A 6,167-nucleotide genomic window follows, 5' to 3' on the forward strand; every position below is an offset into this window, starting at 1 on the left:
TCATGCCGCTCGCACGGCACAGTGCGCAGCGAACCATCGAATCGGGCCCGAACGACGGATTCTCTGGCGAAACACAGGAATACCAGCGCGGGACGTCGGGTTCACGCCAAGGAGAGCACCGGCAATGAGACCCTATGCGTAATGGAGACCGTCATGACTGCAGTACACCTTGGCAATGACCTCACCGTGAGCCCACTCGGATTCGGCGGGATGGCGCTCACCCCCGTCTACGGCGGCATCGAGCCCGGGGAAGGCTTGAAAACCCTCCGGCACGCAGTGGAGGCCGGGATCACGTTCATCGACACTGCCGATGTCTATGGCGCGGGAAGCAACGAAGAACTCGTGGGAAAGCTTCTCAAGGAACGCCGCGACGAGATCCAGTTGGCCACCAAGTTCGGAATCGAGGGCAACCCCGCGGACGGGTACACAGGCGTCCGCGGGGATGCTCCCTACGTCAAACAGGCGGCCGAGGCGAGCCTCCGACGCCTGGATACTGACGTGATTGACCTCTACTACCTGCACCGCCGCGACCTCCGCGTTCCGATTGTGGAAACCGTGGAGGCCATGGCGGAGCTGGTCCGTGAGGGCAAGGTCCGGCACCTGGGACTGTCCGAAGTGACAGCCGAGGAACTCCGGCAAGCACATGCCGTGCATCCCATTGCCGCGGTCCAGAGCGAATGGTCCATCTGGAGCCGGGATGTTGAACAGCATGTTGTTCCTGCAGCCAAGGAACTGGGGGTTGGCTTTGTGCCGTATTCACCGCTGGGCCGCGGCTTCCTCACGGGAACCGTGAACGCAAGCGACCTGGGCGAGAACGATTTCCGCCACAAGATCCCACGCTTCGGCGAAGGTGCCCTTGATGCCAACCAGGCCGTAGTGGCAGCGGTCCGCCAAATAGCGGGACAGCTTGACGCAACTCCCGCCCAGGTGGCGTTGGCTTGGCTGCTCACGCAAGGCAAACGCCTGGGCCTCCCCGTGGTTCCCATCCCCGGCACGCGCAAGACGCAGCGGATCGACGAGAACCTGGGGGCACTGTCGCTTAACTTGGGCGAAGCGCACCTTGAGGTGCTCGACCAAGCCGCGAACGCCGTCGTGGGTTCACGCTCCGCCGACCCCAACTGGGTGTCGCAGGGCCGCGAAGCCAACAACGTAGGCTAAACGAATGGACTCGCTCATTCACTCACTCCGTGACGTCACCATTCGCAGCATCTCCGTCAGCGAGATGAACAACAACGTTTACCTGCTGACGTCCAAGGCGACAGGTGCCCAGTTGTTGATCGACGCCGCCGACGACCTCCCGGCCATCCAGCAACTGATGGCCGAGTCGGCTGAAGACGCGTCCGAGCCCACCAAGCTGCTCCGGATCGCCACCACCCACCAGCACTGGGACCACGTCCGCGCGCTTCCGGAACTGGTCAAGGTTGCCGGCGCAACCACCTCTGCAGGAGCGGACGACGCCGATGCGTTGCCCGTTCCGGTGGATGTCCGCCTTGGTCACGGCGACGTTGAGCGGTTCGACGACTTCGAGATCCGGGCGGTCCACCTGCGTGGGCACACACCTGGTTCGATCGCGTTCGTTTACCAGGACCCGGAAGGGCCGGCCCACATCTTCAGCGGCGACTCGTTGTTCCCAGGCGGCGTCGGCAACACACAGAACGATTCCGCACGCTTCACGTCACTGTTGAACGACGTGACGGAACGGCTGTTCGACGCCTACCCGGATGACACGGTGGTCCACCCTGGGCATGGGCTGCCCACCACCCTCGGTACTGAGCGGCCACATCTTGAGGAGTGGCGCGCCCGCGGCTGGTAAGCCTCACGTTGGAGGGCAACTCTGCGCGGCATTCCTTGGCAGGGCCCACGCCGCCTGGCTTCCCTGACTGAGCTTTCGAAGTTAGGGAGGCGGCGGGGATGCTGAGCGGGCCTTCCAAGCAGGGCCCACGCAGGCAGGGTTCCCTGGCCAAGCTTGCGAGGCGAGGGAACCTGCGGGGACCTAGCGGCCGCGGCGTTCGTTCGACGCCGGAGCCGAAGCACGGCGCGGACCACTGCGGGCCGGACGACCCGAGCCGGAACCGGATCCCCCACGACCGGAGTTTCCGGAGTTACCCGAACCGAACGATCCACCCGACGTACCGCCAGTGTTCGACGACCACACGGCCTTGTTTCCGCTGCCGCGCGTCGTTGTGGCAGCGGCAGAACGCGGAGCCGAAGCCGACCGCTGCCCACCGGAGGCACGCTGGCCCGTTGCCGGACGGCCGCTGCGGCCGTTCTGCCCCTGCGAGCCGGGAACGTCGTTGCGGTGCGTGGCACCCGACTTGCCGCGACCGCGTGAGTTGCGGGCGACGTCGTCGTTCATTGCTGCGCGGCGCTCGGCACGCGGAAGGTCCGTGCGAACCGGCTCAGCCGCAACCTTGCCGCGACCACCACGGCCGCCGCGGCCACCCGCAGTGGGGGCAGCCTGGCCGGAACGGCGGGCGCGCTTGCGCTGGGCGTTGGCGCCGGTGGACGTTCCGCCGCCCTGCTGTGGAAGCTTGGCAGCGAGCAGCGCGGCGCGGGTGCGGGGATCGACCTTGTCCGCAACCTCGCCCACGAGCTCGGCGACCAGCGGGGAGCTGGCGGTGACGCGTTCGAACGACACGTCCACGCCTGCTGCACGCATGAGCTTCTTGACGTCCTGCTGCTGGTCCGGGAGGGTCAGCGTGACCACGGTGCCGTCGGAACCTGCGCGGGCCGTACGGCCGGAGCGGTGCAGGTACGCCTTGTGCTCTGTGGGCGGGTCCACGTGGATGACGAGTTCGACGTCGTCAACGTGCACACCTCGGGCTGCGACGTCGGTGGCCACCAGGACGCGGACGTCGCCGCTGGAGAACTCGGCAAGGTTGCGGTCGCGGGCGTTCTGCGACAGGTTTCCGTGCAGGTCCACGGCGGGGATACCGGCATCCGTGAGCGTCTTGGCAAGCTTCCGGGCGTGGTGCTTGGTGCGCATGAAGAGCACGCGGCGGCCGGCACCGGAGGCCAGTTCGACGATGAGCTGCTTCTTGACAGTCTGGTCGTTGACCACGAAGACATGGTGTTCCATGGTGGTCACCGCGGCCTGCGGATCATCCACGGAGTGGGTCAGCGGGTTGGACAGGTAACGGCTGACCAGCTTGTCAACGCCATTGTCCAGCGTTGCCGAGAACAGCAGCCGCTGGCCCTGCTTGGGGGTCATGTCCATGAGCTTCTTGACGACGGGAAGGAAGCCAAGGTCCGCCATGTGGTCGGCCTCATCCAGCACGGTCACCTCAACCGACTCGAGGGTCAGGATGCGCTGGCGGATCAGGTCTTCGAGGCGGCCGGGGCAGGCGATGACGATGTCCACGCCGGCACGCAGGGCCTTCTCCTGGCGTGCCTGGGAGATGCCGCCGTAGATCACCGTGGTGTTCAGGCCCATGGCCTTGGCCAGCGGCTCAACCGTGGCGTTGATCTGGGTTGCGAGCTCGCGTGTGGGTGCCAGGACGAGGCCCATGGGACGGCCCGGCTTGCGGAAGTAGCCGGCTTCGCGCTCGGCCAAACGGGCTACGAGCGGGATGGCGAAAGCGATGGTCTTGCCGGAGCCGGTGCGGCCACGGCCCAGGACGTCGCGCCCTGCCAGCGTGTCCGGGAGGGTCTTGACCTGGATGGGGAATGCCTCTTCGATGCCGTTTGCAGCGAGGGATTCAACGATTGCCTTGGGCGTGCCAAGGGCAGCAAAAGTAGTCATGTACTTCATGTCTTTCGGGCGGTGTCCAGCGACGGACATCGGCCCCCGACGCCGGTTGGGCCAGGGGTTCGCCGAGGAAAAGTCAGGTGGTCTACCGGTTCGCTGCAGCAGCGTTGGCCGGGACCAAATGGAACGCGTTCATCGACGCAGGATGTGCCTCTCACATGAAAAATGCCCTGCATTGCGCTCTCGCGAGCGAACATTCAGGGCGTCACCGCACATCAAGTGATCCCATTCTAGCAGGGCTTGGGGCCGGGCCTTGCATCGGGCCTTGTATCGGGGCGCCCCACGCACCCAATCAGGGGACAGCAAACGTTCCACTGAGCCCTCAGTGCGACGTTTGCTGTCCCCTAGTTGGGCTGGGTGAGGGAGAGTTCGGGTTCGCCGTCCCGGGCACCGGATGACACCGGGCGGGCGGCGACCCGCGGGGCCACCACAACCCCGACGACGGCGATGATCGCCGTCAGTGCGAAGACCGCCGCAAACGAGTCCGTCGTCGTAAATGCCGCGAAGACGAGTCCCGTCGTGGCGAGCGACAGGGCACCGCCGAGGGAATCGGAGATTGACATCGCAGCGCTGTTGAAGCCTTGGTTGTCCGGGGTGGAAAGGGCAAGAGTCATGACGCTCAGCCGCGGGTACATGAGGCCCATGCCAAAGCCGGCGAAGAGCCAGCCCGCAATGGCGATTGCGGGTGTGAAATTCAGGGCGGCGGTTACGAAGGCAAGCGCAATGGCCGCCAGCACCAGGATGGCACCCGTCCTCACAGCGAACGCATCAGCCAGCCGGGAACCGAGCCGGCCCTGCAAAGCCGAGGCGCTCGCCCAGGCCAGCGCCGCACCCGTGAGGGTCAAGCCGGCGAAGGTTGGCGTGAAGGAGTATCGCTCGGTCAGCAGGTACGGCAGGTAAACCTCGGCACCAAAGAATGCCGCCGATGCGAGCCCACGGGACAGGATGACGCTGGGAAGCCCGCGTCGTGCGGTAAGGGTCCCGCGCGGAACCAGCGGACGCACGGCGATCAGCGCGAGGACAAGCGCGACGGCGGCAATCGCCATACCGAAGCCGGGTACCTCCGCGGACAGGTTCAGTGCAAGGACCGTCAGTGCGGCCAGTGCAGCCCAACCAAGGCGTCCGAAAGCCCATGGCACGGGTTCCTTGGCGTTAGTCGGCGCCAAGCCACGCATGGCCGGCACCACCATGGCGAGCGCGGGAATGACCAATCCCACCACGCCGAGGAACACCCAGTGCCAGCTGGTCAACTGCGCCACCACGCCTGCCGCGAAGGGGCCGACGAGTGAGGGAACCACCCAGGACGCTGCGAAGGCGGCGAAGATCTTGGCATGCAGGGCCGGCGGATAAATCCGTGCCACGAGGACATAGAGGGCAACGGTCATGGCGCCTCCACCAAGGCCTTGGACCAGCCTGCCAAGGACCAGCATCGGCATGGTGCTTGCCATGCCCGCGATCAACAGGCCCACCACGAACAATCCCACTGAGGCGTACAGCGGCGCCCGGGGACCCCGGCGGTCTGACCAGTTGCCGGCGCCCACCATACCCATCACACCCGTGGCCAAGGGACCGGCGAAAGCCAACGCGTAGAGGCTGGCACCATCGAGATCCCTGCTGACGACCGGCATGACAGTGGTCACCGCGAGGGACTCGAAGGCGCTCAGGAAGACGAGCGCACACGTGCCCACGGTGGCCAAGAGATAGGGACGGCGCAGAATACCGGCCGTTGAGGTGTCAGGGGTCATGCACGCTACCCTAGAACCTCAACTATTGTTGAGGTCAATTCACACGCCGCTGGAGGTTGGATCATGCCGCAGGTATCCGGTGACGCCCACCGGGCCCTCACCGTCGGTGAGTTGTCCGAGCGCAGCGGAGTTTCGGCGTCGGCCCTTCATTTCTACGAACGCAACGGGCTTATCAGCGCCGAACGCACGCCGGGCAACCAGCGCAGGTACGCCCGCGAGACGCTCCGACGGGTGGCTTTCATCAAGACATCGCAGCGCGTGGGCTTGCCGCTCAAGGACATCCGGGAGGCCCTGGATTCCTTGCCCAACAGCAGGACGCCCACCAAGCGTGACTGGACCAGGCTGTCCCTGCGCTGGCGAAAAGAACTCGACGAACGGATCGCCGCGCTGCAACACCTGCGGAACGATCTGGATGGCTGCATCGGCTGCGGGTGCTTGAGCCTGAAATCGTGCACGCTGCAGAATCCCTCGGACGAACTCGGGGTTGGCGGTGCCGGCGCCCAGCGGTGGAACACACCCAACTGACTGGCAGTTGTGGTTGTTCCCAGAGCTTCGAATCATGCGGTGATCGCAACACCCGATTATTGAAGGGTGTCGATTGCCGTGGTGAAGTTCTCGAATCGTTTGGTTTCTGAGGTTGTTCAGTCGTTCTGGCAACAGGTAGCGGACGGTTC

At 65.4% G+C, this 6,167-nt stretch carries 5 protein-coding genes; 3 read left to right on the forward strand and 2 right to left on the reverse strand.

All coding sequences use genetic code 11. The features are described from left to right. Nucleotides 1-153: 153 nt before the first annotated feature. Nucleotides 154-1,158, forward strand: coding sequence for an aldo/keto reductase (locus tag ACIQTZ_RS13485; RefSeq protein ID WP_402981504.1), 1,005 nt, complete (start codon nucleotides 154-156; stop codon nucleotides 1,156-1,158). Nucleotides 1,159-1,162: 4 nt separating this feature from the next. Next, nucleotides 1,163-1,813: an MBL fold metallo-hydrolase gene (locus ACIQTZ_RS13490; protein ID WP_402981507.1), complete on the forward strand. Its 651-nt coding sequence runs from the start codon at nucleotides 1,163-1,165 to the stop codon at nucleotides 1,811-1,813. A 180-nt stretch (nucleotides 1,814-1,993) separates the two neighbouring features. Here the strand turns inward: ACIQTZ_RS13490 and ACIQTZ_RS13495 are convergent, their stop codons facing one another. Then, complete coding sequence (locus tag ACIQTZ_RS13495) at nucleotides 1,994-3,742, reverse strand: DEAD/DEAH box helicase (protein ID WP_402981510.1); 1,749 nt, start codon at nucleotides 3,740-3,742, stop codon at nucleotides 1,994-1,996. Nucleotides 3,743-4,092: 350 nt separating this feature from the next. Further along, nucleotides 4,093-5,493 (reverse strand): MFS transporter, encoded by a 1,401-nt coding sequence (locus tag ACIQTZ_RS13500; protein ID WP_402981513.1) that lies wholly within the window; start codon nucleotides 5,491-5,493, stop codon nucleotides 4,093-4,095. 63 nt (nucleotides 5,494-5,556) lie between these two features. Between ACIQTZ_RS13500 and soxR the strand changes: the two genes are divergently transcribed. After that, nucleotides 5,557-6,018: a redox-sensitive transcriptional activator SoxR gene (gene soxR, locus ACIQTZ_RS13505; RefSeq protein ID WP_400336870.1), complete on the forward strand. Its 462-nt coding sequence runs from the start codon at nucleotides 5,557-5,559 to the stop codon at nucleotides 6,016-6,018. The last annotated feature ends 149 nt before the right edge of the window (nucleotides 6,019-6,167 follow it).

The sequence above is a fragment of the Paenarthrobacter sp. NPDC090520 genome (assembly GCF_044769205.1).
In the GTDB taxonomy this organism is placed as follows: Bacteria; Actinomycetota; Actinomycetes; order Actinomycetales; family Micrococcaceae; genus Arthrobacter.